Below are 21,094 nucleotides of genomic sequence, written 5' to 3'. Positions count from 1 at the left end.
TCAGGCGCGCCGCTGCGGCAGGATCGCGTCGAGGAAGGTGGCCGCGCGCGATTCCAGCTCGGCGACATAGTCGTCGACGCGCCGACGGAAATAGCGCCAGAAGATCAGCGCGGGGATCGCGACCATCAGGCCGAAGGCGGTGTTGTACAGCGCCACCGAGATGCCGTGCGCCAGTTGTTCAGGGTTTGCGCCGGTACCGCCCTGGCTGCCGAAGATCTCGATCATGCCGATCACGGTGCCGAGCAGGCCCATCAGCGGGGCGACCGAGGCGATCGTGCCCAGCGCGTTCAGATAGCGCTCCAGTTCGTGCGCCACCGCGCGGCCCGCTTCCTCGACGGCGTCCTTGGCGGCATCGCGCGAGGTGTCGGGCTGGGCGATCACGTGCCGCAGCGCGGCGGCCAGCACCCGGCCCAGCGGCGAATCGCGTTCGAGCGAGTCGACCACGTCCGGCGTCGCGCGCCGTTGCCGCGCCACCGTCAGCGCCTGGTCGTACAGCTTCGCCGGCAGCACCTTGCTGCGCTTCAGGCTCAGCGAACGTTCGACGATCAAGGCCAGCGCGATGACCGAGGCGAGCAGCAACGGCCAGATCGGCCAACCGGCCGCTTCAATGATGGAAAACACAAGAACACCCCGAGTTGCCGGCGCGAAGGGAAGGACTGCGGCAGGCCGGCGTAAAAAAACAGGCGCCACTCTAACGCGCGGCCCCCCGCGGGGCAAGCCGCGATGGCGCGCGCCATCCACCTGCCATCCACTTCGCCGACATGTCCACACCCGGCAGGGACAGTGCTGTGGATGGATTGTGGAAAGCAGGCGGACAGCCTCGCCAAGTCCTTGATTCAAAAGGGCGAACGCCGGCTTGCTTAAAATATGGGCAGAAGCGGCGGCGGGCGCGCCGTGGTTGTCCGAGGCCACGGGACGTGCCGATCCTGCCGATGCCGCGTCCCGGCTTTCCACACCGCAGCGGGACAGGATTGTGGAACAAGTGTGGACAGACGCCTGACAAGCGTGCCAAGTCCTTGATCCATATGGTATTCCGACGCCTTGCTTAAAAATTGTGCAGATGGCTTCAAACGGCCTGCGGCGTCGGCGTTGGGCAACAAAAATTCAAAAGTCGACTTCTTTCCACATCTCAACGGGACAGTGTTGTGGAGCGCCTGTGGATAAGCGCGGGAGAAGCGAGGCAAGGGTTTGATCCGTAACGGAATTCCCCGGGCTGCCTAATAAAGTGGCAACACGGCAGGCCGCGAGCCTCGCCGCTTCCCGAACCGGGTGCTTCGGTTTCGGTGCGAGAGCGACGTTTCGGTCACGAGGCAGTGTGTGCCGCCGTACGGTCCGTGTTACCGCTCTGTAGTTGTCCAGAGTTCCTGTGGATAACTTTGTGAACAAGCTGGTGTGGACAAATGGTAAGTGATTGACGCGTAAGAGAAATTCTTACATTGCTTAAAAAGTGATGTTCGGGAAAGTCATTAAGAATCAATGGCTTGTGTCAAGCCCCTCGATATACAGGCCGTTTCAGCCACCCTACAGCGATGGGCTTGACATAGCGGTTATGCTGTGGACATGTCCATCTGACGCCGCTTCGGCGGCGATCTGCCATGTCTGAACCATTCTCGTTTCCGCCTTCGCCAGTCTCCCGGACGGCACCCGGCGGGCGCGATGTGATCCCGGTCGGCGAATTGAACCATGCGATCGCATCGGTACTCGAACGCAACTTTCCGCTGGCCTGGGTGCGTGGAGAAATTTCCAACTTCACGCGCGCCGCGAGCGGGCACTGGTATTTCTCGCTGAAGGACACCCGCGCGCAGATCCGCTGCGTGATGTTTCGCGGACGAAACCAGCATGTCGACTTTCCGGTGCGCGAAGGCGAGGCCGTCGAGGTGCGCGCGCTGGTGTCGATGTACGAGGCGCGCGGCGAGGTGCAGCTCAGCGTCGAGGCGATGCGGCGCGCCGGCGTCGGCAATCTGTACGAGGCCTTCCTGCGCCTGAAGGACAAGCTCTCGCGCGACGGTCTGTTCGATCCCGCACGCAAGCGGCCGATTCCCTCGCATCCGCGCACGATCGGCGTGATCACGTCGCTGCAGGCCGCGGCGCTGCGCGACGTGCTGACGACCCTGCGCCGCCGCGCGCCGCATATCCAGGTGCTGGTCTATCCGGTGCCGGTGCAGGGCGCCGGTGCCGCGGACAAGATCGCGGCGATGCTCGACACCGTCAGCGAACGCGCCGAGTGCGACGTGGTGATCCTGTGCCGCGGCGGCGGCAGCATCGAGGACCTGTGGTCGTTCAACGAGGAAGTGGTCGCGCATGCGGTCGCGCGCTGCACGCTGCCGGTGGTCTGCGGCGTTGGCCACGAGACCGACTTCACCATCGCCGACTTCGTCGCCGACGTGCGCGCGCCGACGCCGACGGGCGCCGCCGAACTGGTCAGCCCCGATCGCGCGCATCTGCTGGCGCAGGCCGCGCGGGCGCGCGACGCGCTCGGCCAATGCATGCGCCGCCAGCTGGAGCGGCGCGCCCAACATCTGGACTGGCTGGCGCGGCGCGTGCGCAGCCCGCAGGCGCAACTGCAGGAGCGGCGCGGACAGCTCGACAATCTCGCGCGACATTTGCGCGCGGCATGGCGCGACAGCGTAGTGGCGCGGCGCCATCGGCTGCAGCTGTGGTCGATGCGGTGGACGGCCCAGCGTCCCGATGCGGGCATGCGCCAGGCAGAACTGGCACGGCTCGCCGCGCGCATGCAGGCAGCCAGCGAACGCCAGCACGAACGTGCCGCGCAGCGCCTGCATCGCGCCGCCGGCGCGCTCGAACTGCTGGCGCCGCAACGCACGCTCGAGCGCGGCTATGCGGTGCTGCTGGACCCGCGCGGCAAGGCGCTGCGGGCCCCGTCGGAGCTGCGCGCCGGCGGCCGCGTCGAGGTCCATCTGGCCGAGGGCGTGGCCGATATCGGCATCGCCAGCGTGCAGGCCAAACTGCTCGATCTATAGGGCCGATCTACAGGCCGCGATGGCCGGTTGAGTTGCCCCGGAAGGTGCCCCACAGGCGCGGCGCGGCGGGGCGCGCAGCGGCATACTGCCGCGCCTTGAAGGGGTTTTGCCGCTGGTTTGCGCCACTATGGCAAGTCACCTACAATCGGTGTCTCCCGTCCCACAACCCACAGAGACAGAACAATGGAACATACTCTCCCCCCGCTGCCGTACCCCCATGATGCGCTGGCCCCGCATATGTCCAAGGAGACCTTGGAGTTCCATCACGACAAGCATCATCAGACGTACGTCACCAATCTGAACAATCTGATCAAGGGCACGGAATTCGAGAACGCGACCCTCGAAGAGATCGTCAAGAAATCGTCCGGCGGCATCTTCAACAACGCCGCCCAGGTGTGGAACCACACCTTCTTCTGGAACTGCCTGAAGCCGCAAGGCGGCGGTCAGCCGACCGGCCCGCTGGCCGACGCCATCAACGCCAAGTGGGGCTCGTTCGACAAGTTCAAGGAAGAGTTCACCAAGACCGCGGTCGGTACCTTCGGTTCGGGCTGGGCCTGGCTGGTCAAGAAGGCCGACGGTTCGCTGGACCTGGTGTCGACCTCGAACGCCGCCACCCCGCTGACCACCGACGCCACGCCGCTGCTGACCTGCGACGTGTGGGAACACGCCTACTACATCGACTACCGCAACGCCCGTCCGAAGTTCGTCGAGGCCTTCTGGAACGTCGTGAACTGGGACTTCGTCGGCAAGAACTTCGCTGGCTGAGCGTTCTCCAGCGCAAGCAGCAAAGCCCTCCATGCGAGGGCTTTGTTTTTTTGGATTGCCGTCAGGCAGTCGCGGACGTCGCGCATCTGCCGAAGGCATCGTAGCCGTTTGCGCGCTGACGCGCCGTACCGCTCAATTCAGCGTCGCCCCTGCCTCCTTGACGATGCGCGCGTGCTTCTCCAGCTCGCTGCTGAAGAACGGCGCCGCCTGATCCGGCGTGCTGCCGATGATGACGAGGCCCTGGGCGGCGAGGTTCTGTTGCACCGGCTTCTCGTCGAGCGCGGCCTTGATTCTTGCCTGCAGGTCGGCCGTCTTGTCCTTCGCCAATCCGGCCGGGCCGACGATCGCCAGCCAGGCGTCGAAGCTGTAGCGCGGCAGGCCGGACTCGGCCAGCGAGGGCACCTCCGGCAGCATCGGGATGCGCTTCGGCGTGGACACCGCGATCGCCTTCAGCTTGCCGGCCTTCAACTGCGGCAGCACGGCCGGCACCGTCAGGAAGCCCATCTGCACCTGGCCGCTGAGCAGGTCGGTTGTGTAGTTTCCCGCGCCCTTGTAGGGCACGTGGCGGACCTCGACCTTGGCCTCGCTGGAGAACAGTTCGGCGGCCAGATGCAGCACGGTGCCGTTGCCCGATGAGCCGTAGTTCAGCTGGTCGGGCTTGCTCTTGAGCAGCGCGATCAGTTCCTGCACGTTGTTGGCCGGCACCGAGGGATTGACCACCAGCACCAGCGGCAGCGTGCCGATCACCGTGATCGGCGTGATGTCGCGCAGCGAGTCGAACGGCATCGAGCGGTAGATCGCGGGATTGATCACGTGGTTCGACGACACCAGTCCGAGCGTCAACCCGTCCTTGGGCGCGCGCACGATCTGCTGCGTGCCCGGGATGCCGCCGGCGCCGGCGATATTCTCGATGACGATCGGGTGGCCCAGCTGGCGGCCCATCGATTCGCTAAGCGCACGCGCCACGGCGTCGGCCTGCGAGCCGGGCTGGGTCGGCACGATCAGCCGCAGCGGCTTGCCATCGGGCGATTGCGCGTGGGCCGCGGGCGCGGCGGCCAATGCGGCAGCGAAGGCAGCGGCGAAGGTGGCGGCCGCGGTCAGGGACGAGGTCAGCCGAACGCCGCGGCGCAGGGGAAGCAGGGCGTGGCGCAGGGAAGGCAAGGTGCGGCGCAGGCGGCCGACGGTGCGAAGGAAGGGGGGCATGCTGTCTCCGTTGTCGCAAGGCGGGAACCTGTGGACGGTTCCTCTGCGCGCCAGTCTAGAGCGGTCGGCTTGCCCGCAAGAAATGCTGTTGCGACGGACCGGGTATCGCGTTCCGCGATATCGGTCCGCGCGGCGTCAGTCTGAGGCGGACGGTGCCGACGGCGGCTCGGCGGCGGTTCGGTCGGCGGTTGGGCCTGCGGTTCGGCCCGTGGTTCGGCCTGCGTTCCGGCCCGGCGATCATCAGGCTCGTGGTTCGGCCGCCGGTTCGGCCCGCAACGCGGCGATCAGCGCATCCACCGCCCGCAGCCGCGGCGATTTGCGCGGCGCGTAGACGCGCAGCTCGCGCTGCCGCCACGGCTCGTCGAGCGGCACCCGCACGAAACCGCGCGTGCCCGCGTAGGCCGTGGTCGCGCTGTGCGGAATCACCGCCAGGCCTAGCCCTGCCTCGACCATCCGGCACGCCGCCTCGAAGCTCGACACCGCCACGCTTTGCCGCATCGGCAGGCCCGCCTCGGCGGCCCGGTCGCGCAGCTCGGTATCGAGCGCCCCGCCTTGCTGCACGATCACCAGCGGATACTGCAGGACCTCGGCGTAGCGCAGTCCCGCGCGGTCGGCCAGCGCATGACCCGCGGGCAGCAGCACCATCAGCGGATCCTGCGCGAAGTGCCACGATTCGAGCCCGCGCGCGCCGTCGATCGCCACGCCCACGCCGACGTCGGCATGATCGTCGAGGCAGGCGCGCAGCGTGTCGCTGGTGGAGCGCTCGTGTAGCGCGATATCGACATGCGGATGGCTGGCGCGAAAGGCGTGCAGCCGTTCGGGCAGGAAGCCGACGATCGACGAAGGACTGGCCGACAGCCGCACGGTGCCGGCCACCTGGTCGCCGAGGTCCTGCACCTCGCGGGCGAAGGCGGCGATGTCCTCGTTCAGCTTGCGGCCCAGTTCCAACGCGCGCACGCCGGCCTCGGTCAGCGCCACGCCGGTGGGCGAGCGCACCAGCAGCGTCACGCCCAAGCTGCGCTCCAGATCGGCGATCCGCCGGCTCAGCGCCGATTGCGCGATGTGCTCGGTTTCGGCGGCGCGCTTGATGGAGCCTTCCCGCGCGGCGGCGAGAAAGAGCTGGATGCTGACGGGATCGATGCGGTGCATGCGGACTCGGACTTAGGAGTGGGCGACGATGGGGAGATCATGGGGCGATCATGGGGCGGCCATCGGGCGTCCATGGGCGGGCCGCGGGATCGCCATGGGATCGCCATGGGACGGCGATGGGACCGCAATGGGATCACCATGGAACGGCCCGATGGCTCTTGCCTTGGCCGCGCAAGTGTCCCGCAAAACCGCGGCGCGGGACAAGGGCGGCTCGCCGCGCGCCGTTTTCGCCGGGCTGTCCCGTCGGCGGCCGGGCCGCGCGTTTACCCGGATATCTCTGCCGAAGATAACCCCGATGCCGCATCGGCGCTTGGCCGCCACGCGACGCCGCGCGTAGATTCGGCGATGTTCGGCACTGTGCCGACGTTCACCGATGAGACTGGAGAAGACCGCGATGGACCGCCTGCAGATCGATGGCCGCATTCTGTTCCTTGCCGATTGCCCGCGGACCATCGAACGGCAGTTGCACGGCGAGGCGCTGACGCTGGAGCAGGCCGGCGCGCTGCGAGACGATGTCTCGACCGACGAGATCACGCCGGTCCCGATCCTGACCCATTTCGACGACAAGCTCGGGCGCTATCCCTATACCGGCTTTCGCGCGGGCGGCGCGCAGCCGATCGGCGTCGATGCGATCCGGCAGGGCGGGTTTGCCGTGACCGTCGCCGGCAACCGCTACGGCAAGGGCTCGTCGCGCGAGCACAGTCCCGCGGCCGAGAAGCTGGCCGGCATCCGGCTGGTGATCGCCCGCAGCTTCGAACGGATCTATCGGCAGAACGCCGACAATATCGGCCTGCTGACCTCGACGGACTTTGGCTTGATCCCGCGCCTGCTGGCGGGCGAGGCGATCGCCCTTGAGGAACTGCTGGCCGGCCGCGATGCGCTGGCCGCGCAGATCCTGCGCGAGGGCGGCCTGCTGCGCTTCGGCCAGCGGCATCTGCGCGGCCTCGCCGGCGACCGCGCGCCGGCCGCGCGGCCCACGCAGCCCACGCAGTCCGCGCAGCACACGCAGCCCACGCAGCCCACGCAGCCCACGCAGCCCACGCAGCCCACGCAGACTACGCAGACTACGCAGCCCACGCCGCCGGCCGCTGAGCGACCGCGTACGCTGTTCGAGAAGATCGTCGCCCGCCATGCGATCGCGACCGCGGTCACGCCGGCCGATCCCGCGCCGGGCGACGGCATCTTCGTGCGCGCCGATTGGCGCTTCATCCACGAGTACTACACCGGCATGGCGGCCCATATGCTGCACGCCGCGCTGGGTCGGCCGCTTACCTTGCACGCGCCCGAGCGGGTCGTCGTGTTCGAGGACCACACCTCTTACGTCGAGCAAAGTCCCGCCCATGTGCGCGGCGGCCTGGTGGGGAACGTCGTGCAGATGCGGGACGCCCAGCGGCGCTTCGTCGCGGACTACGCGTTGCGGGTCCACCGGACACTGACCGAGGACGAGGCGCTGCGCGACGACGGCAGCAATGTCGCCGGCATCTCGCATGCGATGATGGCCGAGCATTACGCGCTGCCCGGGCAGCTGGTGGTCGGCACCGACTCGCACACGCCGCACAGCGGCGCGCTCGGCTGCGTGGCGTTCGGCGTCGGCACGACCGACATGGCCAATGCCTTCGTGACCGGCGCGGTGCGCATGACCTTGCCGGCGTCGCTGCGGATCGTGCTGGACGGCGCGTTGCCCGCCGGCGTGACGGCCAAGGACGTGGTGCTGCATCTGCTGGCCTTGCCGGAGATTCGCAGCGGCGCGGGCGTCGGCAAGGTGTTCGAGTTCACCGGCCCGGTGGTGTCGGCGCTGTCGACCGACGAACGGGCGACGTTGACCAATATGTGCGCGGAGCTCGGCGGCTTCACCGGCATCGTCGCGCCCGACGCGGAAACGGTGCGCTTCCTGAAGGCCCGGCGCGGCGTCGATTTCGCGATCGAGCCGTGGATGCGCAGCGACGAGGGCGCGGACTATGCCGCGACGATCGAGGTCGATTGCAGCGGCCTTTCCCCGATGGTGGCGCGCCCCGGCGATCCAGGCAACGGCCTGGCGCTGTCCGCGCTGTCGGAAACGCACGAGCCGGTGCGGATCGATATCGCCTACGGCGGCTCATGCACGGCCGGCAAGCGCGAGGACTTCGACTACTATCACGCGGTGCTGCGCTGGGCCGCCGATCGCGGCCTGCAGGTGCCGGCCGGCGTCACGCTGTACCTGCAGTTCGGCACGACGGCGGTGCGCGACTACTGCATCGCGCAGGGCTATCTGGATGCGTTCGACGCGGTCGGCGCGAAGATCCTGCAGCCTTCCTGCGGCGCCTGCGCGAATTGCGGGCCGGGCTCGTCGACCGCGCCCGAGCAGGTCACGGTCAGTTCGGTCAATCGCAATTTCCCCGGCCGTTCGGGACCGGGGCAGGTGTGGCTGGCGAGTCCGCCGACGGTCGCAGCCAGCGCCATCGCGGGCCGCTTGCTGTCGTTCGACGATCTGCGCGCGCAATGGGAGCGGGGCGATTCGCCTCGTGCCGCGGCGCCGGCTTGATGCCGTGATGACGTGATGCCGTGATGACGTAGCCGACCCGCGCGCTCGCGGCATCAAGCCGGTGCGCGCCGGCCGCGTCGCGCCGCCGCCGCGATAACGCTGGCATCAAGCGGCGGCACGCTCGGTCTTCGCGACGTCGCCGCCGCGACAACGCAACCTCAAGCCGCGGCGCGCTCGCCGTCCGCGACCACGCCACCGCGGTAACGCGCCATCAGCTCGGCCCGGCGCTCGGCCGCCTTGCGCATGCTGGCCTCCTTCACCGGCCCGAAACCGCGGATATCGTCGGGCAGCGCCGCCAGCGCCAGCGCCGTGTCGATCCGCTGCGCATCGAGGCTGCGCGCAAACTCGTCGACCATCGCCAGGTACTCGTCCACCAGCCGCCGCTCCTCGCGGCGCTCCGCGGTGCGGCCGAAGGGATCGAGCGGCGTGCCGCGCAGCCCCTTGAGCTTGGCCAGCAGCCGGAACAGCGTCATCGTGCGCGGGCCGAAGCGGCGCTTGACGGGGCGGCCGTTGCGGGTTTCGCCGGACAGCAGCGGCGGCGCCAGCCAGAAATTCAGCTGATAGTCGCGCCCGGGCTCGCCGTCGAACTGCGCGCGCAGCTTGTCGAGGAAGGCCGGATCGGCGTACAGCCGCGCGACTTCGTATTCGTCCTTGTAGGCCATCAGCTTGGCCAGGTTGCGCGCGACCGCCTCGGTCAGCGGCAGCTTGCGGTCGGCGCCGAGCGCCAGCTCCGCCTGCCGCACCTTGTGGACGGCAGCCAGATAGCGCGCGGCATAGGCGTCGTTCTGGTAGGCGCGCAGCAGGGCGGCGCGGTCCTCGATCAGGCGGTCCAGCGTCTGCGGAAGCGGCAGCACCTGCGTCGGCGCGGCGCCGGCCTGGCGCGAAGCCTGGCCCGCGCCGTCGAGCGCCGCGCGTACGGCCGTCTCGCCGCGATGCGCCAGCGCGCGGCCCCAAGCGAAGGCGAGCAGGTTCTTCTGTACCGCGACGCCGTTCAGCGTGATCGCGCGCGTCAGGCTGGCCAGCGACAGCGGCACCCAGCCGCGCTGCCAGGCGAAGCCCAGCAGCAGCGGATTGGCGAAGATCGCATCGCCCAGCAGCCGGACCGCCCACGCATTGGCGTCAATGAACGCGCAGGCCTCGCCGATGTTGTCGCGCAGGTCCTGCTCCGCCGAGGCGCCGGGGAAGCGCCATTTCGGATTGGCGATCAGGTCGGCGGTCGGCGTGCGCGCGCTGTTGATCGCCGCGGCGGTGATGTCGCGCCGGACCTTGGACAGCACCTCGGCCGATGCCGACACGATTGCATCGCAGCCGATCACCAGCCGCGCCTCGCCGGTGGCGACGCGCGTGGCATGCAACGCCTGCGGCGTGGCGGCGATCTGCACATGGCTGAGCACGGCGCCGCCCTTCTGCGCGAGTCCCGCCATGTCGAGCACCGTGACGCCCTTGCCTTCGAGATGCGCCGCCATGCCGAGGATGCCGCCGATCGTCACCACGCCGGTGCCGCCCACGCCGGTCACGACGATGCCGTAGGCGCGCTCCAGCGCGGGCAGCGTCGGCGAGGGCAGGGCGTCCAGATCGATTGCACTCTTCGATCCGGTCTGCGTTCCCGTCTGCGTCCCCACCCCGGCCGGCTTGCGCACCTGCGCGCCCTCGGCCGTCACGAAGCTCGGGCAGAAGCCGTTCAGGCACGAGAAGTCCTTGTTGCACGACGACTGGTTGATCGCGCGCTTGGTGCCGAGCGGCGTCTCCAGCGGTTCGACCGACAGGCAGTTCGACTGCACCGAACAGTCGCCGCAGCCTTCGCAGACCGCGTCGTTGATGAAGGCGCGCCGCGCCGGATCCGGATAGTCGCCGCGCTTGCGCCGGCGGCGCTTCTCCGTCGCGCAGGTCTGGTCGTAGATCAGCACGGTGACGCCCGGCGTCTCGCGCAGGCGCCGCTGCACGTCGTCGAGCCGGTCACGGTGATGCACGGCGATGCCGGCAGGCAGCCCGCCGCCGCCGGCGTATTTGTCCGGTTCATCGGTCACCACGACGATCTCGCGCGCACCTTCGGCCAGCACCTGATGCGCGATACCCGGCACGGTCAGCACGCCGTCGACCGGCTGGCCGCCGGTCATCGCCACCGCGTCGTTGAACAGCACCTTGTAGGTGATATTGGCCTTCGCCGCGATCGCCGCGCGGATCGCCAGCAGGCCCGAATGGAAATAGGTGCCGTCGCCCAGATTGACGAACACGTGCTTCTCGTCGGTGAAATGCATCTGGCCGGTCCACGCCACGCCCTCGCCGCCCATCTGGCTGAAGGTGTCGGTATTGCGGTCCATCCACATCGCCATGTAGTGGCAGCCGATGCCGGCCAGCGCCCGCGAGCCCTCGGGCACGCGGGTCGACGTATTGTGCGGGCAGCCCGAGCAGAACCAGGGCTTGCGTTCGACCGACAGCCGCGGACGCGACGCGTCGCGCTCCTTGGCCTCGATCAGCGCGACGCGCGCCGCGATGCGCGCGCGCACGTCGTCGGGCAGGTCGGCCTTGTCTAGCCGGCGCGCGATCGCCTTGGCGATGATCGCCGGCGACAACTCGTAGTGCGCCGGCAGCAGCCAGCTGCCGCGCGGCACCGACCATTCGCCGCCCTCGTTGTCGCGCTCGTCGAACTTGCCGAACACGCGCGGGCGGACGTCGTCGCGCCAGTTGTACAGCTCTTCCTTCAGCGCGTATTCGAGGATCTGGCGCTTTTCCTCGACCACCAGGATCTCGTCGAGGCCGGTGGCAAATTCGCGCGCGTCCTGCGCGTCGAGCGGCCACACGCAGCCGACCTTCATCACGCGGATGCCGATGCGCGCGCAGGTGTCGTCGTCGAGGCCGAGGTCGGTCAGCGCCTGCCGCACGTCGAGATAGGCCTTGCCCGCGGTCATGATGCCGAAGCGGGCCCGCGGCGAATCGACCACCACGCGGTTCAGCTTGTTGGCGCGCACATAGGCGAGCGCGGCGTACCACTTGTGGTCGAGCAGCCGCGCTTCCTGCGCCAGCGGCGGATCGGGCCAGCGGATATTGAGTCCGCCTTCGGGCATCGCGAAGTCCTGCGGCAGCACGACCTGCACGCGCTCGGGATCGATCTCGATCGAGGCGCTCGACTCGACCACGTCGGTGACGCACTTCATCGCCACCCACAGGCCCGAATAGCGGCTCATCGCCCAGCCGTGCAGGCCGTAGTCGAGATACTCCTGCACGGTGGACGGGTAGAGCACCGGAATGCCGGCCGCGATCAGCACGTGCTCGGACTGGTGCGCGACAGACGAGGACTTGGCGGCATGGTCGTCGCCGGCCAGCAGCAGCACGCCGCCGTGGGGCGCGGAGCCGGCGGAGTTAGCGTGCTTGAGCACGTCGATCGAGCGGTCGACGCCGGGCCCCTTGCCGTACCACATCGAGAACACGCCGTCGCGCGTGGCGCCGGGAAACAGGTTGACCTGCTGCGTGCCCCAGACGGCCGTGGCCGCCAGGTCCTCGTTCAGGCCGGGCTGGAACACCACGTCGCTGCCCGCCAGATGCGTCTTCGCCTGCCACAACGCCTGGTCGAGCCCGCCGAGCGGCGAGCCGCGGTAGCCGGAGACATAGCCCGCGGTATTGAGCCCCGCCGCGCGGTCGCGCGCCTTCTGCAGCATCGGCAGGCGCACCAGCGCCTGGGTGCCGCTCAGGTAGATGCGGCCCTTTTCCACGGTGTATTTGTCGTCGAGGCTGACGTTGGCCAGCGCGTCGGCGAGGGCCTGTTGCTGCGCGGGCGAAAGCGGACTGTTCATGGGGGGTGTCTCCGGCGGGGGGCGATAGCTCGCCCGATATCTCGCCCGATATCTCGCTGACAAGGTCGGGCGGTATCGTTCGGTATGCGGTTTTTGTGCGCGCTCGGGATGCGGTTCCGCGAGCGGGCGCCGTGTGCGCGTGGTCTTGCGCGGTGCGCGCATTCGATCCATGGATCTGCGCGTTCTGGTTTGCCGAACGAGTGTAGGAAAGCGCCTCGCTATCGTAAAATCACAAATTCAGAGCGCTGATATTTGGAAATCGCATGGCTACCCGACCCACTTCTCCCGCCATTTCCCCCGCCATGACCGGCGGGGCCTCGCGCGACGCCAAGACCCGTCCGGCGCCGCTGGCCCGCGACATCACGCTGCGGCAGCTGCGCTATTTCCAGGCCGCCGCCGAGACCGGCCAGTTCTCGATGGCGGCCACGCGCGAGCACGTGTCGCAGTCGGCCATCACCAATGCGGTGCTGGCGCTGGAGCAGCGCCTGGCCGTGCGCCTGTTCGACCGGCTGCCGCATGGCGTCGCGCTGACCGCCGAAGGACACCGGCTGCTGCAGCGGGTCGCGGGCATTCTCGATTCGGTCGAGGACATGCTGCGCGAACCCTCGCTGCAGGGCCCGAGCCAGCAGGGCACGGTGTCGTTCGCCGCCTCCTACACGGTGCTGGGCTATCTGCTGCCGGCCTTGCTGGCCCGCTTTCGCTCGCACTATCCGGAGATCGTCTTCGACCTGCGCGACCTCGACCGGGTCGACATCGAGGAGGCGGTGCTGTCCGGCGAGATCGAGCTCGGCGTGGTGCTGCTGTCGAACGTCTCGCGCCCGCAGCGCTTCGCCCACCGCACGCTGATCCGCTCCCGCCGTCAGCTGTGGGCGCCGCCGGGCCATCCGCTGCTGCAGGGCGGCGCGCCGACGCTGAAGGAAGTCGCCAGCTACCCGTACATCCTGCTGACGGTCGACGAGGGCGAAACCTCGACGCTGCGCTACTGGAAGAGCAAGCGGTTGACGCCGGACATTGCGTTTCGCACCACCTCGATGGAGGCGCTGCGCGGGCTGGTCGCGCACGGCTTCGGCATCACGGTGCTGTCGGACATGGTGTTCCGCCCGTGGTCGCTGGAGGGCAAGGAGATCGAGGCGCGCCCGCTGGCCGACGCGGTGCCGGACATGGAGGTCGGGCTGATCTGGCGGCGCGACGAGCCGTTGAGCGAGCCCGCGCAGCTGCTGCGCGATTTTCTGGTCTACGCTTGTGGAGCGCCGTGACGTTGCCTCGGCCGCGTGCTTTCACGGCGCTGACATACCGGGCGGCTACGCTGGCGAGCCCGCGGGCTGCGGACGACCGGCCGGCTGCCGGTTTCCGGCTTCCGGCGGCGGGCCTTCGGGACCGGTGGCGGCATTGCCGGCGGTCGCCGAGGACGTGGCCGACGTGAGCGGCGTGATAGACGTGATGGACGTGAAGGAGCGCGACGATGACCCCGAGCGAAGAGGAACTGGTACGCCGCATTCACCGCGAGGTGGCGGACCACTACGATGAGGAATTCGAGCTCGCGCTCGAGGATGGCGACGCGCAGGCGTTGCTGAACTCCGAATCGCTGCCCGGAGGCGCGGCCGACCGGGAATCGCGCCGGCACTATTTCAGCGAGCTGTTCCGCCTGCAGGGCGAGCTGGTCAAGCTGCAGAGCTGGGTGGTCGCCACCGGCCAGAAGATCGTGATCGTCTTCGAAGGGCGCGATGCCGCGGGCAAGGGCGGTGTGATCAAGCGCATCACGCAGCGGCTCAATCCGCGCGTCTGCCGCGTGGCTGCGCTGCCGGCGCCCAACGATCGCGAGCGCACGCAGTGGTATTTCCAGCGCTATGTTTCGCATCTGCCGGCGGCCGGCGAGATCGTGCTGTTCGATCGCAGCTGGTACAACCGCGCCGGCGTCGAGCGTGTGATGGGCTTCTGCACCGACGACCAGTACGAGGAATTCTTCCGCACGGTGCCCGAGTTCGAGAAGATGCTGGTGCGCTCGGGCATCCGGCTGATCAAGTACTGGTTCTCGATCTCGGACGAGGAGCAGGAGCTGCGCTTCCTGTCGCGCATCCACGATCCGCTCAAGCAGTGGAAGCTCAGTCCGATGGACCTCGAATCGCGCCGCCGCTGGGAGGCCTATACCAAGGCCAAGGAAATCATGCTGGCGCGCACGCATATCCCCGAGGCGCGCTGGTGGGTGGTGCATGCCGACGACAAGAAGGTCGCGCGGCTCAATTGCATCCACCATCTGCTGACGCTGATTCCCTATCGCGAGATCGAGCAGCCAAACATCGTGCTGCCCGAGCGCCAGCGCAGCAACGACTACGCGCGCCAGCCGGTGCCCGACGAGATGTGGGTGCCGCAGGTGTATTGAGGCACTGATTCAAGCGTCTATTGAGGGCCGGCCGGCTGGACACCGGCCCGAGCGCCGGCTTGAATGCGATCGCTGGCGCTGCAGCTCGGGAAACGCCTGCGGCAGCGTCAGCAGGGCGCGGTCCGGCGCACCCCGACCGCATGGATGTCAGCGGATCACCCGCGGTCCGCTACGCGGCCTTGGTGGATTGACGGCAGGGCAAAAAAGCTACTTCACCCGCTGCAGAATCTCCAAAATCACCAGCGTAAAAATTGTGGCGAGCAGCGCGGTGGCCTCGCGGCCCATGCCGGCGGCGACGCCGATAGCGGACACCATCCAGATGCTGGCGGCGGTGGTCAGGCCCTTGATGCTTTCTTCGCTGTTGAGCTTGATGATGGCGCCGGCGCCGAGGAAGCCGATGCCCGAGGCGATGCCCTGCAGCACGCGGCTCATGTCGGCCAGCGGCACGCCGGCCTGCAGCGGTACCAGCACGAACATCGCCGAGCCGAGCGCGACCAGCATATGGGTGCGCAGGCCGGCCGCCTTGCCGGCGGCTTCGCGCTCGTAGCCGATCATCGCGCCGAGCAGCATCGCCATGCCGAGCCGGACCACGACGCGGGTCGCTTCCTCGATGTCCGGAATGTCGGCGAACTCCGTGCGCAGCGCGCTCAGCATGTCTGACCAGATGCCATCCATCGTTGCCTCCCCGAGAGTCCGCCGTTGCGGCGTGGTGAACGGGTTCGGCGCAGGCGGAACCCGGCTGCCAGCAGGCTAGCATGGCGCGCCGGGCGGCGCCGTCGGGTGGGCGCTGACAGCGGTGCCGGAAGGGGGAAAACCCGTAGCTATCTCAGCCGTTCGAGCAGCGCGGGCAAGGAGAAAGACCTAGCGCAGCCGCAGCGGCTCGAGCAGCGCGGCATCGTACTGGTGCCGGTCGATGCGGCCAAGTTCCAGCATGCGCAGCAGGATATAGGCTTGCCGCTGCCGCGCGCGGCGGGGATTGACGACCGGGTTGTTGGCCGACGGCGCCTTGGGCAGGCCGGCCAGCATCGCGGATTCGGCCAGCGTCAGCTCGGCCAGCGGCTTGCCGAAATAGGTCCGCGCCGCCTGCGCGAAGCCATAGGCGCCTTCGCCGAGATAGACCTTGTTCATGTACAGCTCGAGGATCTCGTCCTTGCTGAAGGCCCCCTCGATGCGGTAGGCCAGCAGCGCCTCGTAGAGCTTGCGGGTATAGGTCTTTTCGCGCGACAGGAAGAAGTTGCGGGCGACCTGCATCGTGATGGTCGACGCGCCCTGCGACAGGTCGTCGGACAGATTGGCCACGCCCGCGCGGATCACGCCGACGTAGTCGATGCCGTCATGCAAATAGAAGCGTTCGTCTTCGATGGCGACCACGGCCTGCGTCAGCGCGGGCGGCATCTTGTCCAGCGGCACGTAGCCGGCCGAGTGGCGGAACGCGGCGATGGCGTCGAGCGGGGGCAATTGGCGGCTGGCGACCACCACCGCGAGCGTGCCGAGCAGCGCGCAGGTTGCCACCACCAGCACGAGCAAGCCCAGAAGATGCGACCAGAGACGTTTCATGGGCCGCTATTTTGCCAGCGTTGTGTGATGGAAACCGCGATGTGGGTTCGCCGGCCAAGTCTCGCTGGCTGGAGCTGGCCGGGGAGAGGGCCCGGGAGAGGACCCGTCGCTTCCGTCACCGCTTGAGCAATGCCGCCAGCAGGTCCGATTGCGTGATCAGTCCCAGCAGCCGCCGCTGCTCGTCGACCACCGGCATCAGGTGCCAGCCGCCATCCGACATCGCGCCGGCCAGCTCGACGATGGGCTGGTCGGGGCGCGCGGTCGGCAGCTCGGTCAGCATCGCGTCGCGCACCAGGCCGTCAGGCCGGCGCTGGCCCTTGGCGGGGTCGCCGACGAACAGGTCCGGCAGCGCGATCAGGCCGACCAGCCGGCGCTGGCGCGGCGACACTACCGGCAGCGCCTGCAGCCGGTGGCGCGTCAGCAGCGTCCATGCCTCGCCGATGCGCTGGTCGGCGTGGACCGCGACCACGTCGCGCGACATGATGTCGCCGCAGCGCACGTCGCCGAAGCGGCGGCCGAACGCGCGCAGTTCGGCCGCGACCAGGATCTCCTCGAGATCGTCGCGATCGACGTCGAGGAATTCGCCGCGCGCCGCCAGCACTTCGTCCAGGTCCGCACGCGTGAAGCCGACGCGCTGGCCCGGCGGCGGATCGCTGGTGCCGTGTCCCGGCACCGGGGGCGGCGGCCGATGCGGATAGCGGCGGCCGGTCAGGTTGTTGAACGACAGCGCGATCAGCAGCATCAGCATCGAATTGAGCGCGACCGGGAACAGCACGAAGGCATAGCCGAGCTTGGCCACCGCCGGGCCGCCGAACACCGCGGTGATGGCGACCGCTCCGGCGGGAGGATGCACACAATGCAGATGGAACATCAGGCCGATCGCCACGGCCACCGCAACGGCGGCCGCCAGTCCCGGGTCCGGAATCCAGCGGGCGCAGGTCACGCCCACCAGCGCCGCCAGCAGATTGCCGCCGATCACCGACCACGGCTGCGCCAGCGGGCTCGAAGGCACGGCGAACAGCAGCACCGCGGAGGCGCCCATCGGCGCGATGAACCAGGGGTTGTGCCCGCCCAGCATATGCCGGCTGATCCACTCCGTGCAGGCCAGCGCGAATATCGCGCCGAGACAGCTCTTGAACCGCTCACGGCTGCTTGCCGCCACCGGCATCGGAACGAAGGCGGCCAGCCAGCCGCGCCAGCGCAACCGGACTTCGCCGGCCAGGGCTAGAAGGGGAGAGGTTCGGGAGGACATGAAGGCGCCAGCGCGTGCCGCGACGCAGCAAAAAAAGCGTCGCGCAAAAAAGCCGTCAATGTATCACGTGATGACATACCTTGCCGGCGGCGCCGCGACCAGGCTTGGTTCGGCGTGGCCGGGCGTGGCTCGGCTCGGCTTGGCCAGCGGCCCAGCCCAACCGAGCCCAACCCGGCCCGGCTTGGCTCGGCCAGCACCGCCCAACGCGTCCTAGCGCGTCCCAGCGCGTCCCAGCGCGGCCCCGCCCGACCGGCGCGGTAACATAGCGCCGTTCCGACACCCTCGCGCCGTCCGTGGCGGCGCCACCCTCATGCTCGAACTACAGGGCAAGATCTGGTTTCGCGCCGGCAGCCGGGACCTCGGCGGCAAGGACCGCATCGCGCTGCTCGCGGCGATCGCCGAACACGGCTCGATCACGGCGGCCGCCAAGGCGGTCGGACTCAGCTACAAGGCGGCGTGGGACGCGGTCGACGCGATGAACAACAGCGCCGGCGAACCGCTGGTGGTGCGCGCCGCCGGCGGCAAGGGCGGCGGCGGCACCATGCTGACGCCGCGCGGCGAGGGGCTGGTGCGCACCTACCGCGCGCTCGAGGCCGAGCACCGCGCCTTCGTCGCGCAGCTGTCGCGCGTCAGCGAGCAGCTCGACGCGACGGCCGCCGACGCGCTGCAACACGACATCCATCTGATCCGGCGACTGATGATCAAGACCAGTGCACGCAACCGGCTGTTCGGCACCGTGACCCAGGTGCGGACCGGCGCGGTGAACGACGAGGTCACCTTGGCCCTGCCCGGCGGGCAGCAGGTGGTCGCCACGGTCACGCATGAAAGCGTCGAGACGCTGGGCCTGGCGCCGGGCAGCGAGGCGTTCGCGCTGGTCAAGGCGTCGTCGGTGCTGATCGGCGTGCCGTCGCCCGGGCTGCGGCTGTCGGCGCGCAATCAGTTGCCTGGCACGGTGGCGCGCATCGTGCCGGGTGCGGTCAATGCCGAGGTCGTGCTCGCGCTCGATGGCGGCGCCACCATCGCGGCCATCGTCACGCATGCCGGGCTGGACGAGCTGGGTCTGACCGAAGGCGCGCCGGCGCTGGCGATCTTCAAGGCGTCGAGCGTGATCCTGGGGACGATGGACTGAGGTCCACGGTTTGTCCGTTTCCCGCTTTGGGGGAGGCTGGGGGAGGGCAAGCGGCGCTCGCAGGGCCGGCCGCCGTGGTTCGAGACCGCCCCTCTCCCCACAACGCCACTAAGCGCTCAAGCCCTGCGGCGCATAGATCCGCCCGTCGCGGATCTCCATCACATGATCGGCCAGCGCCGCGACATCGTCGGGATCGTGCGAGATGACCAGCATCGGCACCTCCAGGCTGGTCTGCAGCGCGCGCAGTTCGGCCCGCATGCGCGCACGCAGCGCCGGGTCCAGCGCCGAGAAGGGTTCGTCGAGCAGCACGATATCGGGCCGCGTCGCCAGCGCGCGCGCCAACGCCACGCGCTGCTTCTGTCCGCCCGAAATCTCGGCCGGATAGTGGCCGCGAACCTCGCGCAGGCCGAAGGCGTCGATCCAGCGTTCGGCATCGTCATGGCTCTTGCCGCGCGGCGGATTGCGCCAGCCGCGCGCGAGACCAAAGGCGACGTTCTGCGCGACGGTCAGATGCGGGAACAGCGCATAGTCCTGGAACAGATAGGCCACGCGCCGCTGCTGCGGCCGCACATCGACCCCCGCCGCCACGTCGAACAGCGTGCGCTCGCCGAGCACGATGCGCCCGCGGTCCGGCCGCAGCAGGCCCGCGATGGCGCGCAGCGTCAGCGTCTTGCCGGCGCCCGAGGGGCCGAACAGCGCGATGCGGCGGCTGGTGGACGAGAAGCCGATATCCAGCGCGAAATGCCGGTCGGCGGTATCCAGCCGTTTGCTGACTTCGACCTGCAGCGTCGTAGCCGGAGGTGCGGTGACCGGGAGGGAGCCAGGCAGGGGGGCAGACATGCAGCCTCCGTTCAACGCACCGCCTGGCGCGTGCTCGGCACCAGGCGGCCTGCGATCACCAGCAGCAGCACGCAGGTCAGCGAGGTGACCAGCACCAGCAGATTGGCGGTGTCGTCGTCGCCGGCCTGCACCGCTTCGTAGATCGCCACCGACAGGGTCTGCGTGCGGCCGGGCAGATTGCCCGCCACCATCAGCGTCGCGCCGAATTCGCCGAGCGCCCGCGCGAAGGCGAGCAGCACGCCGGCAGCGATGCCGCGCACCGCCAGCGGCAGCGTCACGCGAAAGACGATGCCGGTCTCGCTGACGCCCAGCACGCGCGCGGCGTGCTCCAGCTGCGGATCGACGCCCTCGATGGCCGCACGCGCGGACTTCAGTACCAGCGGAAAGGCGACGATGGTGGCGGCCAGCACCGCGCCCTGCCACGTGAAGACCAGTTCGATGCCCAGCGACGACAGCCATTCGCCGAACACGCCGCGGCGTCCTACCAGCACCAGCAGGTAATAGCCGAGCACGGTCGGCGGCAGCACCAGCGGCAGCGTCAGCACGGCGTCGACCAGGTCGCGCAGCGGCGAGCGCCAGCGCGACAGCGCCACCGCGGCGGCGACGCCGAGCACCGCATTGATCGCGGTGGCCCAGCCGGCCACCTTCAGCGACAGTGCCAGCGGGACCCAGACCGATTCCATCAGCGGGTAGTCCAGGGCGACGTTCAGCGCGGCCGGAAGCCGTGGCGCGCGAGCAGCGCCTGGCCTTCCGAGGACAGCACGAAATCGACGAAGCGCGCAGCCTCGTCCTTCTGGCGCGAGCGGGCGGTCACGGCGATCGGGTAGGTGACCGCCGTGCGCGTCGGCACGTGCGCGACGACGCGGACCCTGCCCGGCGTCACGGCCGCATCGGTGGCGAAGACGAAGCCGGCATCGACCTCGCCGCGCGCGACGTAGTCCAGCGCCTGCCGCGCGTTCTGCGCCGGCACGCCCTTGGCCGAGACGGCCTGCCACAGCCGGGCATCCTCCAGCGCGTCGCGCGTGTAGCGGCCCACCGGCACCGAGGCCGGATTGCCGTAGGTCACGCGCCGCACGTCGTCGCGCAGCAGGTCGCGCGGCGAGGCGAGCTTCAGCGTGCTGTCGGCCGGCTCGACGAGCACCAGCGCATTGGCGGCGAAATCGCGGCGCGAGCCCGGCACGATCACGTGCTCGGCCTGCGCCTTGTCCATGGCCTGCTGGTCGGCCGAGGCGAACACGTCGGCCGGCGCGCCCTGCACGATCTGCTGCATCAGCACGTCGGAGGCGCCGAAATTGAGCACCAGCTTCGTGCCCGGATGCGCCTGCTCATAGGTGGTGGCGACCGCGCGGAAGGCATTGGTCAGGCTGGCCGCGGCGGACACCACCAGTTCGGCGGCCGCCGCGGGGCGGGCCGGCAGGATCGCCAGCATCGCCAGCGCCGCCGCCACGAAGGCGCCTGACAGACGCGAGCGCGCGCGGATGGGCGCGGCGGCAATGGCGGGAGAACGACGAGCAGGCATGGCAGGT

Annotated in this window: 16 protein-coding genes; 6 read left to right on the top strand and 10 right to left on the bottom strand. The window is 69.2% G+C overall.

All coding sequences use genetic code 11. The features are described from left to right. Positions 1-621: a MotA/TolQ/ExbB proton channel family protein gene (locus KZ686_RS15130; protein WP_149316863.1), complete on the bottom strand. Its 621-nt coding sequence runs from the start codon at positions 619-621 to the stop codon at positions 1-3. A gap of 974 nt (positions 622-1,595) precedes the next feature. Here KZ686_RS15130 and xseA point away from each other — a divergent pair. Both xseA and KZ686_RS15120 read left to right on the top strand, forming a co-directional pair. After that, positions 1,596-2,981 (top strand): exodeoxyribonuclease VII large subunit, encoded by a 1,386-nt coding sequence (xseA, locus tag KZ686_RS15125; RefSeq protein WP_265632731.1) that lies wholly within the window; start codon positions 1,596-1,598, stop codon positions 2,979-2,981. 183 nt (positions 2,982-3,164) lie between these two features. Beyond that, positions 3,165-3,746 (top strand): superoxide dismutase, encoded by a 582-nt coding sequence (locus KZ686_RS15120; RefSeq protein WP_265632730.1) that lies wholly within the window; start codon positions 3,165-3,167, stop codon positions 3,744-3,746. A gap of 132 nt (positions 3,747-3,878) precedes the next feature. On the opposite strand, the gene KZ686_RS15115 is transcribed toward KZ686_RS15120, so the two are convergent. Together KZ686_RS15115 and KZ686_RS15110 are read right to left on the bottom strand one after the other, a co-directional pair. Further along, positions 3,879-4,949 (bottom strand): tripartite tricarboxylate transporter substrate binding protein, encoded by a 1,071-nt coding sequence (locus KZ686_RS15115; protein WP_265632729.1) that lies wholly within the window; start codon positions 4,947-4,949, stop codon positions 3,879-3,881. Positions 4,950-5,189: 240 nt separating this feature from the next. After that, positions 5,190-6,098: a LysR family transcriptional regulator gene (locus KZ686_RS15110; RefSeq protein ID WP_265632728.1), complete on the bottom strand. Its 909-nt coding sequence runs from the start codon at positions 6,096-6,098 to the stop codon at positions 5,190-5,192. Positions 6,099-6,492: 394 nt separating this feature from the next. Here KZ686_RS15110 and KZ686_RS15105 point away from each other — a divergent pair, with 394 nt between their 5' ends. Next, positions 6,493-8,619, top strand: a complete 2,127-nt coding sequence (locus tag KZ686_RS15105; RefSeq protein WP_407648551.1) for an aconitase family protein — start codon at positions 6,493-6,495, stop codon at positions 8,617-8,619. Positions 8,620-8,777: 158 nt separating this feature from the next. Here KZ686_RS15105 and KZ686_RS15100 read toward each other — a convergent pair whose 3' ends face one another. Further along, the gene (locus KZ686_RS15100; protein ID WP_265632726.1) at positions 8,778-12,410 is read right to left on the bottom strand and encodes an indolepyruvate ferredoxin oxidoreductase family protein; all 3,633 of its coding nucleotides are present in this window, start codon (positions 12,408-12,410) and stop codon (positions 8,778-8,780) included. Between the two features lie 347 nt (positions 12,411-12,757). On the opposite strand from KZ686_RS15100, the gene KZ686_RS15095 reads away from it, so the two are divergent. After that, positions 12,758-13,666, top strand: a complete 909-nt coding sequence (locus tag KZ686_RS15095) for a LysR substrate-binding domain-containing protein (protein ID WP_149317104.1) — start codon at positions 12,758-12,760, stop codon at positions 13,664-13,666. Between the two features lie 206 nt (positions 13,667-13,872). Further along, positions 13,873-14,790 (top strand): polyphosphate kinase 2, encoded by a 918-nt coding sequence (gene ppk2, locus KZ686_RS15090; protein WP_149316868.1) that lies wholly within the window; start codon positions 13,873-13,875, stop codon positions 14,788-14,790. Between the two features lie 207 nt (positions 14,791-14,997). Here the strand turns inward: ppk2 and KZ686_RS15085 are convergent, their stop codons facing one another. The 3 genes from KZ686_RS15085 to KZ686_RS15075 form a co-directional block, all read right to left on the bottom strand. Further along, entirely contained in the window at positions 14,998-15,465 is a 468-nt protein-coding gene (locus tag KZ686_RS15085) for an MgtC/SapB family protein (protein ID WP_053822307.1), read from the bottom strand. Positions 15,466-15,651: 186 nt separating this feature from the next. Beyond that, positions 15,652-16,347 (bottom strand): transglycosylase domain-containing protein, encoded by a 696-nt coding sequence (locus tag KZ686_RS15080; protein ID WP_265632725.1) that lies wholly within the window; start codon positions 16,345-16,347, stop codon positions 15,652-15,654. A gap of 115 nt (positions 16,348-16,462) precedes the next feature. Continuing rightward, complete coding sequence (locus KZ686_RS15075; protein WP_150081666.1) at positions 16,463-17,599, bottom strand: HPP family protein; 1,137 nt, start codon at positions 17,597-17,599, stop codon at positions 16,463-16,465. Positions 17,600-17,909: 310 nt separating this feature from the next. Here KZ686_RS15075 and KZ686_RS15070 point away from each other — a divergent pair, with 310 nt between their 5' ends. Then, positions 17,910-18,728: a TOBE domain-containing protein gene (locus KZ686_RS15070; protein ID WP_265632724.1), complete on the top strand. Its 819-nt coding sequence runs from the start codon at positions 17,910-17,912 to the stop codon at positions 18,726-18,728. Positions 18,729-18,836: 108 nt separating this feature from the next. On the opposite strand, the gene KZ686_RS15065 is transcribed toward KZ686_RS15070, so the two are convergent. From KZ686_RS15065 to modA, 3 genes are read right to left on the bottom strand one after another with little or no spacing between them, the layout of a single operon-like run. Then, positions 18,837-19,568, bottom strand: coding sequence for a sulfate/molybdate ABC transporter ATP-binding protein (locus tag KZ686_RS15065; protein WP_150081669.1), 732 nt, complete (start codon positions 19,566-19,568; stop codon positions 18,837-18,839). Between the two features lie 11 nt (positions 19,569-19,579). Continuing rightward, on the bottom strand, positions 19,580-20,251 hold the full coding sequence (gene modB, locus KZ686_RS15060; protein WP_149316873.1) for a molybdate ABC transporter permease subunit: 672 nt from the start codon (positions 20,249-20,251) through the stop codon (positions 19,580-19,582). A gap of 23 nt (positions 20,252-20,274) precedes the next feature. Next, complete coding sequence (modA, locus tag KZ686_RS15055) at positions 20,275-21,087, bottom strand: molybdate ABC transporter substrate-binding protein (RefSeq protein ID WP_407648493.1); 813 nt, start codon at positions 21,085-21,087, stop codon at positions 20,275-20,277. Between the last annotated feature and the right edge of the window lie 7 nt (positions 21,088-21,094).

The sequence above is a fragment of the Cupriavidus cauae genome, from assembly GCF_026210475.1.
In the GTDB taxonomy this organism is placed as follows: Bacteria; Pseudomonadota; Gammaproteobacteria; order Burkholderiales; family Burkholderiaceae; genus Cupriavidus; species Cupriavidus cauae.
Note: the sequence above shows the minus strand (reverse complement) of the source record. Positions and strands in the feature narration are given on the sequence as shown.